Origin of the sequence: Blautia sp. LMAG:36 (assembly GCF_008680535.1) — a bacterium.
Lineage (GTDB): Bacteria > Bacillota > Clostridia > Lachnospirales > Lachnospiraceae > Blautia_A > Blautia_A fusiformis.
The window spans coordinates 154,213-172,682 of the sequence record NZ_NALB01000010.1; the positions used below are offsets into that span (position 1 = coordinate 154,213).

An 18,470-nucleotide genomic window follows, 5' to 3' on the forward strand; every position below is an offset into this window, starting at 1 on the left:
ATTCCGTAAGTGCCTCAAACAATGATGCAGATATCATAACAGAAAATCTGTTATTTTACCCTGCGCCATGTTTTGAGGCACTTACGTATATTAGACGAGAGATTTAAATAACGGGAGGGATAAACCTATGTGTGGAATCGTTGGTTTTACAGGAAAACGGCCGGCAGCACCGATCCTGCTGGATGGTCTGTCGAAACTGGAATATAGAGGATATGACTCAGCTGGACTGGCTGTCCGTGATGGAGAGGCTTTGGCAGAGGTCGTGAAGGCAAGGGGCCGTCTGACGAATCTGGTCGAGAAAACAGATGCAGGCAAAGCGTTAAAAGGAGCCTGTGGTATTGGACATACACGCTGGGCTACCCATGGTGAGCCCAGCCAGATCAATGCACATCCTCATGTTTCCGGTAACTGCAGTAAATCAGGTTCCGGTGCAGTGGAGTCTGAGGTTGTTGGTGTACATAACGGCATCATTGAGAATTACACAGAATTGAAAGAGAAGTTGCTGAAGCACGGCTACACTTTTTACAGTCAGACAGATACAGAGGTGGTTATTAAGCTAGTTGATTACTATTATAAAAAGTACAACCTTGGTCCTATTGATGCCATTGCGAAGACAATGGTCCGTGTCCGCGGTTCTTATGCTCTTGAGCTGATGTTCCGTGATTATCCGGGCGAGATCTGGGTGGCGCGTAAGGATAGTCCGATGATCATTGGTATTGCAGATGGCGAGACCTATGTGGCTTCCGATGTCCCGGCAATCCTGAAATATACGAGAAATGTATATTATATCGGTAATCTTGAGTTTGCAAAGCTGACACCGGGCGAGGCTCATTTTTATGATCTGAACGGTGACGAGATTGAGAAGCAGACTACAGAAATCAAGTGGGATGCTGAGGCTGCTGAAAAGGGCGGCTTTGAACATTTCATGATGAAAGAAATCCACGAGCAGCCGAAGGCTGTCCAGGATACCCTTAATTCCGTGATCAGGAATGGTGCCATTGATCTGTCCAGCGTGGAGATCAATGAGGACGAGATTAAGAACTTTGAGCAGATTTATATTGTTGCCTGCGGTTCTGCATGGCATGTTGGTATGGCTGCTCAATATGTACTGGAAGATATGGCAGATATCCCGGTACGTGTGGAACTTGCGTCTGAGTTTCGCTATCGCAAAATGCCAGTTAATCAGAAAGCCCTGGTGATCGTTGTCAGCCAGTCTGGTGAAACAGCAGATACACTGGCAGCATTGCGGCTTGCAAAGGAAAAGGGTATCGCCACGATGGCGATCGTCAATGTGGTTGGCAGCAGTATTGCCCGTGAAGCAGATAAGGTGTTCTACACACTTGCTGGTCCGGAGATCTCTGTTGCTACGACCAAGGCATACAGCGCACAGCTTGTGGCTATGTACTGTCTGTCTGTTCAGTTTGCAAAAGTCAGAGGAAAGATCACAGATGAGCAGTATGGTTACTATATCTCTGAGCTGCAGACTATTCCGGAAAAGATGCAGAAGGTCCTGGAAGATAAAGAACGTATCCAGTGGTTTGCTGCAAAGTATGCCAATGCCCATGATGTATTCTTTGTAGGCCGTGGTATTGACTATGCAGTTTGTCTGGAGGGCAGTTTGAAGTTGAAGGAAATCAGCTATATCCATTCTGAAGCATACGCAGCAGGTGAGCTGAAACATGGTACGATCAGTCTGATCGAGCAGGGAACGTTGGTCATTGGTGTATTGACTCAGAGCGGACTGTATGAGAAGACTGTAAGCAATATGTTAGAGTGCAAGAGCCGCGGATCCTACCTGATGGGGCTGACTACATATGGTAAATACGAGATTGAGGATCAGGTGAACTTCACTGTGTATGTACCGAAGGTAGATGAGCACTTTGTGGGCAGTCTGGCAGTGATTCCTCTGCAGCTTCTGGGTTATTATGTTTCTGTTGCTAAGGGTCTGGATGTCGATAAGCCGAGAAATCTTGCAAAGAGTGTTACAGTGGAGTAAAAAATACGTGTACAAGGCTGGTTTATTTGCAGATTTATGATATACTAAAACATGTGTGAAAAACTGAAATAAAAATAATGCCGTGTGTGAAACACATGCTCCTTCAGAGCCAAAGCACACACGGTATATTTTAAATACCGCTATATAGTTTATAACGAAAATAAGACAAACTAAAAAGGAGTACAAAAAAATGAACCTATCAAAAATACACCACATCGCCATCATCGTATCCAACTACGAATCCGCAAAGGATTTCTACGTAAACAAGCTTGGCTTCTCCGTTATCAGAGAAAACTACCGTGCGGAGCGCAGGGACTGGAAGTTGGATCTGCGTGTGGATGAGCACACGGAGCTGGAGATTTTTGCAGAACCAAACCCACCGAAGCGGGTGAGCCGTCCGGAGGCTTGTGGCCTGCGTCATCTTGCTTTCTGCGTGGAGAGTGTGGAGCAGACGGTGAAAGAGCTGGCGGAGGTCGGGATCGAATGTGAGCCGATCCGTGTGGATGATTTTACCGGCAAGAAGATGACGTTTTTTCATGACCCGGACGGACTGCCGCTGGAGCTGCATGAGTAAGAGGAGATGGAGCAAATGATATTTCGTAAGGCAGTAAAAGATGATTTTGACAACATAAAATCTCTGTACTGGGAGCTGATCGATCAGGAGCAGGGTGATCCATCGTTTCCACATTGGAAGAAGGGTATCCATCCTTCTGATGAAATGCTGCGTAACAGTATTGGTAAGGAGGAACTGTATGTGCTGGCAGATGGCAGCGAGATTGCGGCCTGTGCGATAGTTAATGATGAAAAGGTGGATGGCTACGCAGATGTGCCGTGGCAGATCGATTCGGATGAGGTTATAATCGTTCATGTTCTGGCAGTGCATCCGGAGCAGCGTGGTAAGGGTCTGGCCCGGAATTTGATGGAGCACATTGTGGAATCGGAAAGAAAAGCCGGAAAGAAAGCGCTGAGGCTTGATGTGATCGAGAACAATACAGCAGCGGAAGGTCTGTATCAGAAACTGGGTTTTCGGTACATCCAGACAAAGACACTTTTTTATAAGGTGGTTGGTGAGATGACCTTCAAAATGTATGAGCTGGTTTTGTGATCTATGGGTGAGAAAAGAGCGTATAAACCAAGAAGGCCCGGAGGTGGCCGCAGGAAATCTAAGCCGGAGTATGATGCCGGGAAGATCCTTAAGGAACTGATGAATCCGTCTGTTGTGCTTTATGAAGAGGGGATGTCTTTGCAGGCCATTGCAGATGAGCTGGGGCTGAATCCAATCAAGATTCGGAAGCTGCTTATCACGGCCGGTGTGTATGTATCGGATATGGCGGAGAAGGTGCAGGTGACCTTTGATGATTTCAGAAAAACACAGGATCATAAAGCTGCTGTCCTTTCAACTGCAAATGCTCTTGGCCTGTCCAGGTCCTCTGTTACTTCATATCTTCCGTACAAAAAGGGTGTGTATTTTCCAGGTACAGCACCGGCAGATAAGATCAGTGTTGGAGCCGAGCGGCAGCGGAGGTACAGAGCGATGAAGCGGTGGAGGAATGCCACAACAGAAGAAGGATCAGCAGATGTTCGTATAACAGCGAGATCAAAATGAAATAATGGTTGACAGAACCGGGAAAGAGCGTACTGTTCGAGTGGGATTTGCATATGTTGCACAAAGTAAAACAGCCATCAACTTGTTATTTGCTCTATGAAATGATAAAATCAAAATAAAACAGGTGAGTTGTAACCTCGTGCTTGAGGAACAGCTTCAGAAAGGAGTCTGAATAGCATGGGAAGATTTGTGAACCCGGACAACAGTGCATTTCAGGTTGCTCTTAACTCCAGAATATATGTGGATAAGACTGGCCTGATCGAGTACACAAACAGTGTTCTTGATACAACAAATGCTTATATCTGCAATAGTCGGCCGCGCCGGTTCGGAAAATCTTATGCAGCTAATATGTTGGCTGCGTATTATAGCAAAGGCGCAGATTCTGAGCAGATGTTTTCTGGATTGCAGATAAGCAGGGAGGCCGACTTCAAAAAGCATCTTAACAAGTATGATGTGATCCATATCGATATTCAGTGGTTTCTGGCAAACTGTGATGATGCGGATAATATAGTGAAGCATGTCACGGAGGCGGTTCTGGATGAATTGCGGGAAGTTTATCCGGATGTTCTGCCACTTGAAGTATCTGGCTTGCCGGATGCACTTTCAAGAATCAAAGATAAGGTGGGACAGAAGTTTGTTGTTATCATTGATGAATGGGATGTACTGATTCGTGATGAGGCGGCCAATAAAAAAGCACAGGAAGATTATATAAATTTCCTGCGAGGAATGTTCAAAGGAATAGAACCTACAAAGTATATTCAACTGGCGTACCTTACAGGTATTCTTCCCATAAAGAAGGAAAAAACACAGTCAGCTCTGAATAATTTTGATGAGTTTTCTATGCTGAGCCCAGGCAGTCTCGCGCCGTATGTTGGTTTTACTGAGAATGAAGTGCGGAAACTGGCAGAAGAATATCATCAGGATTTCGATGAGGTAAAGCGTTGGTATGATGGATATCTGCTGAATGGTCATCAGGTTTATAATCCACGAGCAGTTGTCGGCGTGATGCTTCGAGGTGAATTTAAGAGCTATTGGTCAGAAACAGCTTCTTATGATGCCATTGTTCCGCTGATCAACATGAATTATGGTGGTTTGAAAACAGCTATTATTGAAATGATCTCTGGTGCAGAGGTTAAAGTAAACACAGCAACCTTTAAGAACGATACGGTAAGCATCAAAAGTAAGGATGATGTGTTAACCTACATGATTCACCTGGGCTATTTTGGATATAACCCTAAATTAAAGACTGCCTTTGTGCCGAACGAAGAGATTCGACAAGAACTTACAGCTGCTGTTGGAAGTAAGCAGTGGAATGAGATGTTGGAATTCCAGAAAAATTCAGAACATTTACTTGATGCTACGTTGGACATGGATGAAGTAGAAGTTGCTGCTCAGATTGAAAAAATCCACAACGAGTATGCGTCTTCCATTCAATATAACAATGAGAACTCGTTGAGCAGTGTTTTGGCAATTGCATATTTAAGTGCAATGCAGTACTATTTTAAACCTGTCCGGGAATTGCCGACAGGCCGTGGATTTGCTGATTTCGTGTTTATCCCGAAGATAGAGTACTGTTCTTCTTATCCGGCGTTGATCGTAGAGCTGAAGTGGAATCAAAATGCCCAGACTGCCGTGAGGCAGATTAAAGATAAAAAATATCCTTCTTCAATTCTGGATTACACAGGTGAAATCCTGCTTGTTGGGATTAACTATGATAAAACCAGCAAGGAACATCAATGTTTAATTGAAAAATATGAAAAAGAGTGACTTTGGAACATAATTGTATAATAAAAAAACACAAAATACAAAGACTGCCGCAGGTTTCGCGCCTGCGGCATTTTGCAGTTTGTACAAAAAACACAGAAAATATATTGGAAAAAGAGCGGGAAAAGGGTATAATGTCAGAGAAAGTGTGATTGATAAAATACAGACGTTTTTTTCTGCTTTGTCAGGTCATAAATAAGTGAGGCGGAGGATGTAACAATGGAACAGCAGCATATGTTTACCAACCGGATGATCCGTAATCTTCTGGTGCCGGTAGTGCTGGAACAGATTTTGAATTCGATAATGGGAACCGCAGATACCATGATGGTCAGCAATGTGGGATCTGCGGCTCTTTCTGCGGTATCGCTGGTGGATTCCATCAATGTGCTTCTGATCCAGGCTTTTTCGGCGCTGGCAGCGGGAGGCGCCATTGTCTGCGCCCAGTATATCGGACAGAGGAATTATGAGAAGGCGAACATGTCTGCCAGGCAGGTGCTTTTTATCATCACAGCGATCTCTGTAGTGGTATCTGCAGTCTGTCTGATCTTTCAGAAACCGCTTTTGAGGCTGATCTTCGGTGCGGTGGATGCGGATGTTATGCGTGCATCGGAAATTTATTTCTTTTTCACGGCACTGTCATTCCCCTTTATTGCGGCTTATGATTCTGCGGCTTCGATCTTTCGTGCCCAGGAGAATACCAAGGGGCCTATGACCATCTCCATGATCTCCAATATCATGAACATTGGCGGAAATGCGGTTCTGATCTGGGTTTTCCACCTTGGTGTTGCAGGAGCGGCGATTTCCACACTGGTTTCCCGTATTTTCTGTGCAGTGGTTGTTCTCTGGCAGCTGCGTAAGGATCGTCAGCCTGTCGTTGTGAAGGATTATCTGAAGATCCGACCGGACTGGAGCATGATCGGACGGATCCTGGGACTTGGGATCCCTTCGGGAATTGAGAACAGTATGTTTCAGCTTGGAAAGCTTGCCATCCAGTCTACGGTTTCCACACTGGGAACAGCAGCCATCGCAGCGCAGGCAATGACTAATATCCTTGAGAACCTGAATGGTATCGCGGCCATCGGAGTAGGTGTGGGCCTGATGACCATCGTAGGCCAGTGTCTTGGTGCCGGCCGCAAGGATGAGGCGGTCTATTACATAAAAAAACTCTGCGTCATTGCAGAGACAATTATTATCGTAAGCTGTCTGATCGTGTATATTTTGGTCAGACCGGTGACGATCCTTGGCGGAATGGAGCGTACCAGTGCGGAAATGTGCATCCACATGATCACATGGATCACCATCGTAAAGCCTGTGGTATGGACAATGGCGTTCGTGCCGGGGTATGGTCTTCGTGCAGCCGGTGATGTGAAGTTTTCCATGATCACCTCCTGCTGTACCATGTGGGCATGCAGGTTCTGTCTCTGTGTTTTCCTGATCCGTGTCCTGGGCTTCGGGCCTATGGGTGTCTGGATTGGAATGTTTGCAGACTGGACTGTTCGTGGGATTATTTTTACCTGGCGTTTCCACAGCCGCAAATGGCTGGAGCACAAGGTAATCTGAAAAGGAGGGCATCGTATATATGAAGAATGGACTGGAAGACCAGTATGTCATAAAAAACAACAAGCGCCTCCGTTATGGCTACACAACAGGCTCCTGTGCAGCCGGGGCAGCCAGGGGGGCAGTCCGGATGCTGCTCTCGGGAGAGACTCTTTCTGAGGTAGAGCTTGATACCCCAAAGGGGATCACTCTCACGTTACAGCTTCACGATATTACCCGGGGCGAAACGTATGTCTCCTGTGCGGTACAGAAGGATGCAGGGGATGATCCGGATACCACCAACGGGATCCTGGTCTATGTAAAAGCGGAGAAGTTTTCTATTTCAGCAGCAGAACAGGCCGGGCAGCAGCAGAAAACAGAGAGATCCCGGCCTCAGATCATCCTGGACGGTGGGATCGGGGTGGGGCGTGTCACCAAGCCGGGACTTTCCCAGAACGTGGGGGAAGCGGCGATCAATCCGGTTCCCAGAGCCATGATCCTGCGGGAAGCCGAAGAGGCGGCACAGGAATATGACTACGAGGGCGGTCTGAAGCTTACCGTATCCGTCCCTCAGGGGGAAGAGATCGCGAAGAAAACCTTTAATCCCCGTCTTGGCATTCTTGGCGGGATCTCCATACTTGGAACCAGCGGGATCGTAGAGCCCATGAGTGAGAAGGCTCTGATCGAAAGCATCCATGTGGAGATGAAGCAGCATTTCTGCCAGGGAGAAGATTTTATCCTGGTGACACCGGGGAATTACGGTGCGGATTATCTCAGGGAGCATATGTCCATTCCCTTTGAGAATAATATCAAGTGCAGCAATTATGTAGGAGAGACCATTGACATGGCCATTGATATGGGCGTAAAGGGCATTCTTTTTGTGGCTCATATCGGTAAGTTTGTAAAGGTTGCCGCCGGGATCATGAATACCCATTCGCACTGTGCTGACGGAAGGATGGAGGTTCTCTGTGCAAGTGCCATCCGTGCAGGGGGCTCTCTGGAATGTGCCAGAGAGATCCTGGAGGCGGGGACTACCGATGAGGCGCTGGCTGTTCTTGACAGCTATGGTATCCTGAAAGAGACTATGGCTGTGGTCATGGAGAAGATCCAGTTTTATCTGGACCACAGATCCTATGAGCAGATCCTTTTGGGCGCTGTGGTGTTTTCCAATGTATACGGACTGCTGGGGCAGACCCGGGATGCAGAGGAGCTGATCCATAAGATACAGGAGCAGGCAGTCGGGGTGGATGATATTTCATGACAGGAAACCCCAGTCCGGATGGAATTTTTTTAATTTCAGGACAAAATTTGATATAAATAACAGACAGGTTTTATCCTGTCTGGAAAATATAGTTAGGAGGAAAGAAATATGGCAGGTAAATTATATGGTGTAGGTGTAGGACCGGGAGATCCGGAGCTTCTTACCTTAAAAGCACTTCGTCTTGTAAAGGAGGCAGAGGTGATCGCGCTTCCGGGACAGGTTCCGGAGGATACGGTAGCATTTAAGATCGTGGAGGGCGCTTATCCGGAGCTTGGAAAGAAGGAGCTTCTTGCAGTTCCTTTTCCAATGTCCAAGGATCCTGAAGTGCTGAAAAGCTATCACGATGCAGGAGCAGAAAAAGTCAAGGCTGTCCTGGACCAGGGTAAAGACGTGGTATTTCTCACACTGGGAGATCCTACCGTGTATTCCACATATCTCTATATTCATCACAGACTTGTGGCTCAGGGCTATGAGACGGAGATCGTCTGTGGAATCACATCCTTCTGTGCAGTTTCCGCACGTCTGAATACCGGACTTGTGGAGAAGGCAGAGCCTCTTCACGTGATCCCGGCTTCCTATCAGATTGAGGATGCGCTGAAGCTTTCCGGTACCAAGGTCCTTATGAAGGCCGGAAAGAAAATGAAGGATGTGAAGGCGGAGCTTCTTTCCCAGGGGGCAGAGGCCATGATGATCGAAAACTGCGGAATGCCGGACGAAAAGATCTACCGGACCGTGGAGGAGATCCCTGAGGATGCAGGATATTATTCCCTGATCATTATCAAAGAAAACAAAGACAGAAGAGAGGAATAGATTATGGTACATTTTGTAGGAGCAGGTCCGGGAGCACCGGATCTTATTACAGTAAGAGGTAAACAGTATCTGGAAGAGGCAGATGTGATCATCTATGCGGGATCTCTTGTAAATCCCCAGCTTCTGGAGTATTCCAAGGATGTGTGCACCATCCATAACAGTGCAAAGATGACCCTTGAGGAAGTGATCTCTGTTATGGAGAGAGCAGAAGCTGAGGGTAAGATGACCGTTCGTCTCCACACCGGCGATCCTTGTATCTACGGTGCGATCCGTGAGCAGATGGATATCCTGGATGAAAAGGGGATTCCCTACGATTCCTGCCCGGGTGTCAGTGCCTTCTGCGGAGCTGCATCTGCACTGAACCTGGAGTATACACTTCCGGATATTTCCCAGAGTGTGATCATCACAAGAATGGAAGGAAGGACACCGGTGCCGGCAAAAGAGAGCATTCAGTCCTTTGCCGCTCATAATGCGACTATGGTTATTTTCCTCAGTACAGGTATGCTGGAGGAGCTGAGCCGCAGACTGGTGGAGGGCGGATACCGTGAGGACACACCGGCTGCTATCGTCTACAAGGCAACCTGGCCTGATGAGAAGAAGTTTATCTGTACAGTGGGTACTCTGGCTCAGACAGCAAAAGAGAACAAGATCACAAAAACAGCTCTTATGCTGGTAGGTGATGCGGTCAATGCTGCAAGCTATGACAGATCCAAGCTGTATGATCCGGGCTTTACCACAGAGTTCCGTGAGGCTACGAAATAAAATATGAACATTTCCATTATTTGCTTCAGTATGACAGGGCTGGAGACAGGGGAAAGGCTTCAGAGGGCTCTGGAAAAAGAGGGTGAGAGTGTCACCCTTGCAAAAAAGAGCCGTTACCTTCCGGATCCGATCTCTGTTTCCACCTCTCAGTGGGCAGGGGAACAGTTCCGGGCAGGAAAAGAGGGCGTGATCTTTATTGGCGCCTGCGGGATCGCAGTGCGCAGTATCGCACCTTACATTGTCGGAAAAAAGACGGATCCGGCTGTGCTGGTGATCGATGAGTGCGGAAAATTTGTCATTGCTCTTCTTTCCGGACATCTTGGCGGAGCCAATGAGCTGGCACTTCGCTGTGCCGGATATCTTAAGGCAGTGCCGGTTGTGACAACAGCCACAGATCTTCACAGTCGTTTTGCAGTGGATGTTTTTGCAAAAAAGAATGGCTGTGCTATTTTTCATATGAAGGCTGCGAAGGAGGCTTCTGCGGCCCTTCTTGCAGGAGAGAGCGTTGGCTTTTACAGTGAGTTTCCATGGGACGGAGAGCTGCCGGAGGGTCTGGTGCTTTGCGGAAAAGACGGAAGGCCCTCAGCTGCAGTGGATCCGGAGAATGGTGAGAAAGCCGGTGAGGCACCGGAAACAGGTATTGCGGTGACGATCCACAGAGGCTGTCTGCCCTTTAAAAATACAGTCCATGTGGTGCCGCCCGCTGCAGTTCTGGGAATGGGCTGCCGCAGGGGAAAGGATGCAGTCTCCATACAGAAGGCGGCAGAGGAATGCCTGAAGGAATCAGATGTTTACAGAGAAGCACTGGGAGCTGTTGCCAGTATTGATCTGAAGAAAGAAGAGGTGGGACTTCTTTCTCTGGCAGAAGCCTGGCAGCTTCCGTTTCTGACCTTTACAGAGGAAGAGCTGAAGGCAGTGCAGGGTGAATTTACCCCGTCACAATTTGTAAAAAAGATAACAGGTGTAGAGAATGTCTGTGAGAGAAGCGCGGTTCTGGGTTGCGGACAGGGTACACTGATCAGAAAAAAAACAGGCCGGGACGGTGTGACCACCGCCCTTGCAGCCGGAAATCGGAGGATACGTTTTGAGTAAGATTTATGTTGTAGGAATTGGCCCGGGTGCGTATGACCAGATGACTGGAAGAGCGATCCGTGCATTAAATGAAAGTGATGTGATCATCGGTTACACGGTGTATGTGGATCTTGTAAAGGAGTATTTTGCAGGCAAAGAGTTCATGACCACACCGATGAAAAAAGAGGTAGACCGCTGTGTACTTGCTTTTGACGAGGCAAAAAAAGGAAAAACCGTTTCCATGATCTGCAGTGGTGACGCCGGTGTTTACGGTATGGCAGGTCTGATGTATGAGGTGGGAGAAAACTATCCGGATGTGGAGCTGACCATTATCCCGGGTGTGACAGCAGCCACAGGCGGCGCCGCAGTGCTGGGTGCACCGCTGATCCATGATTTCTGTCTGATCAGCTTAAGTGATCTTCTGACTCCGTGGGAGAAGATCGAGGCAAGGCTTCTGGCAGCAGCACAGGCGGATTTTGTGGTATGCCTTTACAATCCGTCCAGCAGAAAACGTAAGGATTATCTTCAGAAGGCCTGTGATCTGATGATGAAATACAAGTCTCCGGATACTGTCTGCGGCACGGTTGCCCAGATCGCACGTGACGGCGAGACTGCACAGGTCATGACACTGAAGGAGCTCCGTGATACAGAAGTGGATATGTTTACTACCGTTTTTGTGGGAAATTCACAGACTAAGAATGTAAACGGCAAGATGGTAACACCAAGGGGATATAAGAATGTATAAAGCCATTGTTTTTGCAGGGACCACCGAGGGCTATGCACTTTGTGAGTTCCTTGCGGAAAATCATGTTCCGGTCTATGCCTGTGCAGCTACGGAATATGGCGGATCCCTTCTGAAGGAAAATGAATTTCTCCATGTCAGCGCCGGAAGGCTGAAAACCGAAGATATGGAGGAACTTTTCCGGAGGGAAGCACCGGAGATCGTTCTGGACGCCACTCATCCCTATGCAGCAGAGGTGACAAAAAATATCCGGACTGCCTGTGAGAACGGAAGCATCCGCTATCAGCGTGTCCTTCGCCCGGAGGGGGAGAAGAACAGGGAAGCTATCTATGTGGAAAGCACGGAGAAGGCGGCAGAGCTTCTTTCCGGTACAGAGGGGAACATTTTTCTTACCACAGGAAGCAAGGAGCTGTCTAAATTTACAGTGATCCCGGATTACCAGGAGAGGCTTTTTGCCCGGGTGCTTTCCATCCCTTCCGTGATCAGCTCCTGTGCGGAGCTGGGGATCGAAGGAAAGCATCTCATCGGTATGCAGGGGCCATTTTCTACAGAGATCAACGAAGCCATGCTTCGACAGTTTCAGTGCAGCTATCTGGTCACCAAGGATACCGGTCTGGCTGGTGGATTCCCGGAAAAGATGGAGGCTTGTCAGCGCTGCGGCGTCACACCTGTGATCATCGGAAGACCATTGCAGGAGGAGGGGCTGTCCCTGCCGGAAGCAAGGGTATTTCTGGCAAAGCTGTTCGGCCTTACCCTGTCACAGAGGGTTTCTCTTGTAGGCATCGGCATGGGTGCGGAAAAAAACCTGACTTTGGAAGGAAAGAAGGCCTTTGATGAGGCGGAGCTTCTGATCGGTGCAAAGCGTATGACAGATGCCGTACAGAGGCCGGGGCAGATGGTTCTCCATGAGTACCGCAGTGATAAGATCGTGGAGTATATCAAGACACATCCACAGTACCGTACCGTAGCCATTGCCCTTTCCGGCGATGTGGGCTTCTACAGCGGTGCAAGGAAGCTGATCGATCTTCTGGATGGCGATGTCCAGGTGATCTGCGGGATTTCTTCCGTTGTTTATTTTATGGCGAAGATCGGTCTTTCCTGGGATGATGCCAGGATTGTCAGTGCCCATGGAAGAGACTGCAATCTGATCTCACTGATCCGGCATAACCCCAAGGTTTTTTCCATTCTGGGAACAGAGGATGGGGTAGCTCGTCTGGCTTCTCGTCTGGTTGCGTATGGAATGGGTGATGTGACCCTCTATGTGGGCGAAAATCTTTCCTACGAAAATGAAAAGATCTTTCATGCCAGTGCGGCAGAGCTTACAGAATACCGGGGAGATGCGTTAAGCGTGGTAACTGCGTGCAATGAAAAGGCAGTACCTTTGCCCGCAGTTCACGGGATCTGTGATGAGGAATTTCTCCGTGGGAAGGCGCCTATGACAAAGGAAGAGGTGCGTACGGTTTCTCTGTCCAAGCTTCGGCTTCAGGAGGATTCTGTCTGCTATGATGTGGGAGCGGGCACAGGCTCTGTTTCCGTTGAGATGGCGCTTCGTGCCTGGAAGGGTCAGGTCTATGCCATCGAGAAAAAGGAAGATGCCCTTGCTCTTCTGAAGGAGAACAGGCGGAAATTTGCCACAGACAATCTGGAGATCGTGCCTGGTACTGCACCGGAAGCGATGGTGGAACTGCCTGTTCCGACACATGCCTTTATCGGCGGGTCTTCCGGAAACATGAACGAGATCATCCGGCTTCTTCTGGATAAAAATCCGGGAGTACGGATCGTGATCAATTGCATCACTCTGGAGACGGTGACGGAAGCCATGAATGCCATACGAGATTTCAGCCTGACGGATGTGGATATCGTACAGCTGTCTGCGGCAAGATCCAAATCTATCGGAAGGTATCATATGATGATGGGTGAGAATCCGATCTATATCATTTCCTGCAGCGGAAGAGGGGAGGAGATTTAGGTGAAGATCCCGAGAATACTTCTTGCGGCAGGTGCCAGCGGAAGCGGAAAAACCCTGATCACCTGCGGGCTGCTTCAGGCGCTGGTGAACCGTGGCCTTAAGGTGGCTTCTTTTAAATGCGGCCCGGATTACATAGATCCTATGTTCCACAGCCGTGTGATCGGTACAAGATCCCGAAACCTGGATACGTTTTTTACAGATGGAGACAGAACCCGGTATCTTCTGGCAAAGAACGCATCGGACTGTGAGATCGCAGTGATGGAGGGAGTCATGGGGTATTATGACGGTGTAGGAGGGATTACCTCCAGAGCCAGCGCCTATGATCTGGCCTCCACCACAGATACACCGGTGATCCTGATCGTAAACAGCCGTGGCATGAGTGTTTCCCTGGCTGCCTATGTAAAGGGCTTTCTGGAATACAAAAAGGACAGTCATATCTGCGGCGTGATCTTTAACCAGATGTCTCCCATGCTGTATCCCAGGATGAAGAAGCTTCTGGAAGAGGAGCTTTCCGTAAAGGTACTGGGATATGTTCCGAAGGTGGAGGACTGTGTGATTGAAAGCCGTCATCTGGGACTGGTGCTTCCGGAGGAGATCCCGGAACTGAAAAGCCGTCTGCAGAAGCTTTCCGAGGTGCTGGAGAAAACGTTGGATATCAATGGGATCCTGGAGCTTGCAGGGGGAGCACCGGAGCTTGCGGCGCCGGAGCCGGAAATGCTTATACAGAAGGATACAGCCTTCGGATACCGGACAGAGGAAAAGGTGCGGATCGGTGTGGCGGATGATGAAGCCTTCTGCTTTTTCTATGCGGATAATTTAAATCTTTTGGAGCAGATGGGAGCGGAGCTGGTACGTTTTTCCCCCATTCATGACAGAGAGCTTCCGGAGGATCTGGACGGGCTTCTTTTAAGCGGCGGTTACCCGGAATTAAACGGGGAGGCGCTGGAAGAAAATCAGGAAATGTGCACCCGGATCCGGGAAGTTATCCTGGACGGAATGCCTTGTCTGGCAGAATGTGGCGGATTCATGTATCTTCATCAGGAGATGGAGGATATGGAAGGAAAGCAGCGCAGAGTCTGCGGGGTGATCCCTGGAAGGGCTTACCGCACACCGAAGCTGAACCGGTTCGGCTATATCACCCTTACGGAAAAACAGGATACCGGACTTGGTGAGATCCCGGCTCATGAATTCCATTACTTTGATTCTACAGATTGCGGAGAGGATTTTCATGCGGCAAAGCCGGCATCTAAAAGAGGATGGGATTGTATCCATGACCAGGGCAGGCTGATGGCAGGATTTCCGCATCTTTATTATTACGGAAATCCCAGGGTTCCGGCACGCTTTCTGAAGAACGCACTGGAATATAAGAAAGAACGGAGGCAGAAAAAAGATGCTGAAATATAGTCTTCCTGCACTGGTCATAGGATTTGTGCTGGATCTTCTGATCGGAGATCCCAGATGGCTTTATCATCCGATCTGTGTCATCGGCAATCTGATTGCAGTGCTGGAAAAGGTGATCCGGAAGATTTTTCCGAAAAATCACGGCGGTGAGCTGACAGGAGGCTTTCTGATCGTAGTGCTTGTCTGTCTGTTCAGCGGCGGGGTGCCGCTTCTGGTGCTTTATTATCTTTACCGGTATCTGCCGGTGGCCGGATTTGTGCTGGAGGTTTTCTGGTGCTATCAGCTTCTTGCCACCCGTTCCCTGAAGGATGAGAGTATGAAGGTTTATGACCGGCTGAAAAACGGAACTCTGGACGAGGCACGCTATGCGGTGTCCATGATCGTAGGCCGTGATACCAGAGAACTTACGGAAACTGGCGTGACAAAGGCTGCCGTGGAAACTGTTGCGGAAAATGCATCCGACGGCGTGATCGCCCCCATGCTATATATGGCTATCGGTGGGGTGCCGCTGATGTTTTTGTACAAGGGTATCAATACCATGGATTCCATGCTTGGATATAAAAATGACAAATATCTTTATTTCGGCCGTATTGCGGCAAAGCTGGATGATGTGGCCAATTATATCCCTGCCAGGATCTCCGGATGGCTGATGGTGGCAGGAACTGTTTTTACAGGAATGGATACAAAAAATGCGGCAAAGATCTACAAACGTGACCGGAGGAATCATGCAAGCCCCAATTCAGCCCAGACAGAGGCTGCCATGGCCGGAGCGCTGGATGTACAGCTTGCGGGAAATGCATATTATTTCGGGAAATTATATGAAAAACCCACGATCGGGGATCCGATCCGCCCGGTGGAGCCGGAGGATATCAAAAGAGCTAACCGGCTGATGTACGCGGCATCCATACTGGGGGTGGTTGTATTTGGACTGTTCAGTGCGGGGATCCGGTTCGGGTTATTAAGGTAACAATAAATACAGACAGGAGAATGACCAATGACAAAACACATACATGGAGGAGACGTATATAAACATAAAGACTGCCTGGATTTTTCGGCAAATCTGAATCCTTTGGGAACACCGGAAAGTGTGAAGCAGGCCATTATCCACAGTCTGGATCATATTGCACAGTATCCTCAGGTGGGATGCGGCGTTCTCAGGGAAAGGATCGCAGAATCGGAAGGGGTAAAAGCGGAAGAGGTAATATGCGGTAACGGAGCGGCAGAAGTGATCTTTACGCTTTGTCATGCAGTAAAGCCAAAGCGGGCTCTGATCCCGGCGCCTACTTTTGCGGAATACGGACAGGCTCTGGCCAGCACTGGCTGTGAGCTGGAATATTACATGCTGACGGAAAATGACGGTTTTGTGCTCAGTGAAGCATATCTGGATATCCTCCATAAGGGACTGGATATGGCTTTCTTATGTAACCCCAACAATCCTACCGGCATGCTGATCCCCCACAGGCTTCTGAAAAGGATCCTGGAAAAATGCAGAAAGCTGGATATCCTGCTGGTGGTAGATGAATGTTTCCTTGATTTTGTAAAGGAGCCGGAAGAGTATTCTCTGAAGCGTTCTCTTTCCGGGTTCAATAATCTTTTTATCCTGAAAGCATTTACAAAAAGATATGCCATGGCCGGGGTGCGGCTGGGCTATGGCCTTTGTTCTGACAGAAAGCTGATAGAAAGGATGGAGCTCTGCGTTCAGCCATGGAATGTTTCCACCATGGCCCAGGCAGCCGGGCTCCAGGCACTTACAGAGACGGAATATGTAGAGGAGGGAAGACAGCTTGTTTTTCGGGAGGCACAGTGGCTGAAGGATGAGCTGGTCCGCATTGGGTATAAAGTATTTCCGTCGGAAGCAAATTATATTTTCTTTAAAGGACCGGAGGAGCTCTTTGACTTCTGTCTGCGCAAGCGGATCCTGATCCGTGACTGCAGCAATTATCCGGGTCTTACAAAGGGGTATTACCGGATCGCGGTAAAGCGCCATGAAGAAAATGTAAAACTGATCGAAGTACTTGAGGGAGGTATATTATGGCAAAAGCAATAATGGTACAGGGAACCATGTCCAATGCCGGAAAAAGCCTGCTGGCTGCGGGACTTTGCAGGATCTTTAAGCAGGATGGGTATCGTGTGGCTCCTTTTAAATCACAAAATATGGCACTGAATTCCTTTATCACAGAGGATGGTCTTGAGATGGGACGGGCCCAGGTCATGCAGGCAGAGGCAGCCGGGATCCGACCGTCTGTCCTGATGAATCCCATCCTTCTGAAGCCTACCAATGATGTAGGCTCCCAGGTGATCGTTAACGGAGAAGTTCTTGGAACCATGAGTGCCAGGGATTATTTCAAATATAAGAAGACCCTGGTTCCGGATGTGATGAAGGCGTACAACGCTCTTGCAGCGGAAAACGATATCATTGTCATCGAAGGTGCGGGAAGTCCTGCCGAGATCAATCTCAAGGATGAGGATATTGTAAATATGGGTATGGCAAAGATGGCCAAGGCACCGGTCCTTCTTGTGGGAGATATTGACCGTGGAGGTGTTTTTGCCCAGCTGATCGGTACGGTAGAGCTTCTGGAGGACGATGAGAAGGCTATGGTAAAGGGGCTGATCATCAACAAATTCCGCGGAGATAAGACTATTCTGGACCCTGGTGTTGTCATGCTTGAGGAAAGAAGCGGGATCCCGGTGGTGGGTGTGGCGCCTTATCTGGATATCCAGGTGGAGGATGAGGACAGCCTGACGGAACGTTTTGACCGGAAGCAGGAAGCCGGTGTCATTGATATCGCAGTGGTCCGTACACCAAGGATCTCTAACTTTACGGATTTTAATCCTTTTGAGAGCATTCCCGGAGTTTCTCTCCGCTATGTAAAACACCCGAGAGATCTTCACTCTCCGGACATGATCATCCTTCCTGGAACCAAGAACACCATGGGTGATCTGATCTGGATGCGGGAAAGCGGAATGGAAGCAGCAGTTCTCAAGGAAGCCTCCAGAGGCAAGCTGATCTTTGGTGTCTGCGGTGGCTATCAGATGCTGGGTGAAACCTTAAGCGACCCTCATGGAGTTGAAAATGGCGGTTCCATGAAAGGAATGGGACTTCTTCCCATGGAAACGGTATTTGCCGAAAAGAAAACCAGGACCAGGGTGCAGGGGCATTTCGGTCAGCTGTCCGGTGTGTTTGCTCCTCTTTCCGGTGCGGAGATCGAGGGCTATGAGATCCATATGGGCGAAAGCATCCTGAAGGACAATGCAGGAACAGCCACGAAGATCACAGACAGCGTCAGCGGTAAGAAAAAAGAAGAGGGTGCTTTTGCGGGAAATGTGTGCGGAACCTATATCCACGGCGTTTTCGATAAGGAAGCATCTGCAGAGGCGATCATCCGCGTGATCGGCGAGAAAAAAGGTATTGATGTGGAAAATATGACAGGCGTGGATTTTGCGGCATTTAAGGAACAGCAGTATGATATTCTGGCTGCAGAGTTGCGGAAGCATCTGGATATGAAAAAAATCTATGAGATACTGGAAAACGGGATTACGGAGGAAGAATAG

The 18,470-nt window shown here is 48.7% G+C and carries 16 protein-coding genes; all 16 read left to right on the forward strand.

Annotation, left to right across the window (positions count from 1 at the left end):
* Nucleotides 1-127 precede the first annotated feature (127 nt).
* The 16 genes from glmS (at nt 128) to CCC17_RS13260 (ending at nt 18,470) form a co-directional block, all read left to right on the forward strand.
* Nucleotides 128-1,996 (forward strand): glutamine--fructose-6-phosphate transaminase (isomerizing), encoded by a 1,869-nt coding sequence (gene glmS / locus CCC17_RS13185; RefSeq protein ID WP_227573992.1) that lies wholly within the window; start codon nt 128-130, stop codon nt 1,994-1,996.
* A 190-nt stretch (nt 1,997-2,186) separates the two neighbouring features.
* Nucleotides 2,187-2,570, forward strand: coding sequence for an SMU1112c/YaeR family gloxylase I-like metalloprotein (gloA2, locus tag CCC17_RS13190; RefSeq protein WP_227573993.1), 384 nt, complete (start codon nt 2,187-2,189; stop codon nt 2,568-2,570).
* Between the two features lie 15 nt (nt 2,571-2,585).
* A complete protein-coding gene (locus CCC17_RS13195; protein WP_227573994.1) occupies nt 2,586-3,101 on the forward strand; it encodes a GNAT family N-acetyltransferase in 516 nt (171 codons plus the stop codon).
* Between the two features lie 3 nt (nt 3,102-3,104).
* The gene (locus tag CCC17_RS13200) at nt 3,105-3,602 is read left to right on the forward strand and encodes a hypothetical protein (protein WP_227573995.1); all 498 of its coding nucleotides are present in this window, start codon (nt 3,105-3,107) and stop codon (nt 3,600-3,602) included.
* 177 nt (nt 3,603-3,779) lie between these two features.
* The gene (locus CCC17_RS13205; RefSeq protein WP_287083242.1) at nt 3,780-5,369 is read left to right on the forward strand and encodes an AAA family ATPase; all 1,590 of its coding nucleotides are present in this window, start codon (nt 3,780-3,782) and stop codon (nt 5,367-5,369) included.
* Between the two features lie 216 nt (nt 5,370-5,585).
* Nucleotides 5,586-6,926: an MATE family efflux transporter gene (locus CCC17_RS13210; RefSeq protein WP_287083243.1), complete on the forward strand. Its 1,341-nt coding sequence runs from the start codon at nt 5,586-5,588 to the stop codon at nt 6,924-6,926.
* A gap of 19 nt (nt 6,927-6,945) precedes the next feature.
* The gene (cbiD, locus tag CCC17_RS13215) at nt 6,946-8,163 is read left to right on the forward strand and encodes a cobalt-precorrin-5B (C(1))-methyltransferase CbiD (protein ID WP_287083244.1); all 1,218 of its coding nucleotides are present in this window, start codon (nt 6,946-6,948) and stop codon (nt 8,161-8,163) included.
* Between the two features lie 108 nt (nt 8,164-8,271).
* Nucleotides 8,272-8,973, forward strand: a complete 702-nt coding sequence (gene cobI, locus CCC17_RS13220; RefSeq protein WP_092069119.1) for a precorrin-2 C(20)-methyltransferase — start codon at nt 8,272-8,274, stop codon at nt 8,971-8,973.
* A 3-nt stretch (nt 8,974-8,976) separates the two neighbouring features.
* The gene (cobM, locus tag CCC17_RS13225; protein WP_015524810.1) at nt 8,977-9,735 is read left to right on the forward strand and encodes a precorrin-4 C(11)-methyltransferase; all 759 of its coding nucleotides are present in this window, start codon (nt 8,977-8,979) and stop codon (nt 9,733-9,735) included.
* 3 nt (nt 9,736-9,738) lie between these two features.
* Nucleotides 9,739-10,827: a cobalt-precorrin 5A hydrolase gene (locus tag CCC17_RS13230; RefSeq protein WP_287083245.1), complete on the forward strand. Its 1,089-nt coding sequence runs from the start codon at nt 9,739-9,741 to the stop codon at nt 10,825-10,827.
* The gene (gene cobJ / locus CCC17_RS13235) at nt 10,820-11,551 is read left to right on the forward strand and encodes a precorrin-3B C(17)-methyltransferase (protein WP_021650567.1); all 732 of its coding nucleotides are present in this window, start codon (nt 10,820-10,822) and stop codon (nt 11,549-11,551) included. Before CCC17_RS13230 ends, cobJ begins: the two co-directional genes overlap by 8 nt.
* Nucleotides 11,544-13,517: a precorrin-6A reductase gene (gene cobK, locus CCC17_RS13240; RefSeq protein WP_287083246.1), complete on the forward strand. Its 1,974-nt coding sequence runs from the start codon at nt 11,544-11,546 to the stop codon at nt 13,515-13,517. Before cobJ ends, cobK begins: the two co-directional genes overlap by 8 nt.
* Nucleotides 13,518-14,921: a cobyrinate a,c-diamide synthase gene (locus CCC17_RS13245; protein WP_287083247.1), complete on the forward strand. Its 1,404-nt coding sequence runs from the start codon at nt 13,518-13,520 to the stop codon at nt 14,919-14,921. It abuts the gene before it with no gap.
* Nucleotides 14,908-15,885, forward strand: coding sequence for an adenosylcobinamide-phosphate synthase CbiB (gene cbiB / locus CCC17_RS13250; RefSeq protein WP_287083248.1), 978 nt, complete (start codon nt 14,908-14,910; stop codon nt 15,883-15,885). The genes CCC17_RS13245 and cbiB overlap by 14 nt, the downstream gene beginning before the upstream one ends.
* Nucleotides 15,886-15,912: 27 nt before the next feature.
* On the forward strand, nt 15,913-16,965 hold the full coding sequence (gene cobD / locus CCC17_RS13255; RefSeq protein WP_118623876.1) for a threonine-phosphate decarboxylase CobD: 1,053 nt from the start codon (nt 15,913-15,915) through the stop codon (nt 16,963-16,965).
* Entirely contained in the window at nt 16,950-18,470 is a 1,521-nt protein-coding gene (locus tag CCC17_RS13260) for a cobyric acid synthase (RefSeq protein WP_021650563.1), read from the forward strand. The genes cobD and CCC17_RS13260 overlap by 16 nt, the downstream gene beginning before the upstream one ends.